We start from the raw sequence: 1694 nt of genomic DNA on the forward strand, positions 1-1694 counted from the left end.
CAAGGACAAGGCTCTCGTCCCTCGCTGCGATGGCAGGTCCGTACGCCCTGTCAAGGACTAACCCCAACCATTTGAAATTACAGCCCGCAGTTCACTCCGCGGGCTGTTGTTTGTTTGAATAATCCACCCCGTGGACCTGGTCCAGGGGGTGAAATGCCACCTGGTCCAATAAAGGGTTACACCTCGTCCAAAAGACTTGCCAACCTCGCCCGCTTGTGTGCCGAACTCATTATTTTTTTTGCGGGGGAATGGATTATTTGTTATATTTGTGGGAAAATTCTAACTTTTACCACTATGCAGGAAAATGAAGGCAAATACATCTTCGGAGTTGTGAAGGTGGGGGACAAGGGCCAGATTGTTATTCCCAAGGAGGCCCGTACAGTGTACAATATCAAGCCGGGGGATGCCCTGCTTATGCTTGGAGACCAGAAAGGAATGGCACTGTTGAAGACTGATATTTTCCAAAGCGTAATAGACCAGACCATGGAGGGACTTACAAAATGAGAAAGCATTGGATAGACAATCTGCGGTGGGTAACCGTACTTCTGGTACTTTTGTACCACGTCATCTACTTCTACAACAACAAGGGCGTGTTTGGCGGAATTGGGGGCTTTGGAGAGTATCCGGATATCCCGCAGTACCAGGATATTGTGATGTACATCCTGTACCCTTTCTTCATGCCGCTTCTTTTTATCCTGGCTGGAATAAGCGCCAGGTATGCCCTGGACAAGTATTCCGCAAAGGAGTGGTTCAAGGCGCGTACGCGGAAACTGCTGGTGCCGGGGACTATCGGCCTTTTTGTTTTCCATTGGATGGTGGGATACTTCAACACGGTGGTGGCATCAAGGCAGGGCGTCTTTGACGGGGTTCCGGCAGTGGCAAAATATATAATCATGGCGGTGAGCGGCACGGGCCCTCTGTGGTTCATCCAGGTGCTGTGGCTGCTGTGCATAGTGCTTCTGATTGTGCGTGCCCTTGACAAAAAAGATAAGTTCTGGAACTGGTGCGGAAAGGCTGGTATCGTATGGGTGATTATGCTTGGGGTGCTCTTCTGGGCAGGGGAACAGACTCTTATCCGGAACCCCCGTCCGGAATCGGCCGACGGCCTTCTGAACCTGTACAAGCCCCTTTTCTACCTGGTTCCGTTCCTCCTTGGATACTTCGTGTTCTCTCACGACGAAGTTCAGGAAAAGGTGGGAAAGGCCTGGATTCCCCTGATGGTATCGGCAGTTATAGCGGGATGCTTTCTCATCGGCACCACCTTCGGGCAGGATAACACCTCTCCGGAGTACCTTGGAAGCCCCCTGAACTCAATTTACGGCTGGCTTATGTGTCTTGCCATGATGGGGCTGTTCCAGGCCCGCTGGGACTGCACAAACGCCTTTTCCGGCTATATGACCCGCTCAAGTTACGGGATATACATTATCCATTACCTTCCCGTTGCGGCGTTTGGCTATATGATGAAAACCTACACTCAGCTGCCTCCGGTGGCAATGTACCTTATCCTTGCCGTGGCGGTTTTCACCCTGTCACCGCTCCTTTATGAGATAATCCGCCGCATCCCGCTTATCCGCTGGTGCGTGCTGGGTGAAAAGAAAAGCGTATAGAATTCTCCATCCTCACACAGTGACAATTCCCTTGGCGGCGGCGTTTGCAACACATTCCACTATGCTGTCAAGGCCGAATTTCCCCTT

Annotated in this window: 2 protein-coding genes; both read left to right on the forward strand. The window is 51.5% G+C overall.

Annotated elements, in window-relative coordinates; all coding sequences use genetic code 11:
• Window positions 1–294: 294 nt before the first annotated feature.
• A complete protein-coding gene (locus tag MJZ26_15070; protein MCQ2107098.1) occupies window positions 295–504 on the forward strand; it encodes an AbrB/MazE/SpoVT family DNA-binding domain-containing protein in 210 nt (69 codons plus the stop codon).
• Complete coding sequence (locus tag MJZ26_15075) at window positions 501–1607, forward strand: acyltransferase (GenBank protein ID MCQ2107099.1); 1107 nt, start codon at window positions 501–503, stop codon at window positions 1605–1607. The genes MJZ26_15070 and MJZ26_15075 overlap by 4 nt, the downstream gene beginning before the upstream one ends.
• The last annotated feature ends 87 nt before the right edge of the window (window positions 1608–1694 follow it).

Origin of the sequence: Fibrobacter sp. (genome assembly GCA_024398965.1) — a bacterium.
GTDB lineage: Bacteria > Fibrobacterota > Fibrobacteria > Fibrobacterales > Fibrobacteraceae > Fibrobacter.

Coding starts and splice junctions, on each gene's coding strand:
- MJZ26_15075 (MCQ2107099.1), top strand. CDS start 501: ATGAGAAAGCATTGGATAGACAATCTGCGGTGGGTAACCGTACTTCTG.
- MJZ26_15070 (MCQ2107098.1), top strand. CDS start 295: ATGCAGGAAAATGAAGGCAAATACATCTTCGGAGTTGTGAAGGTGGGG.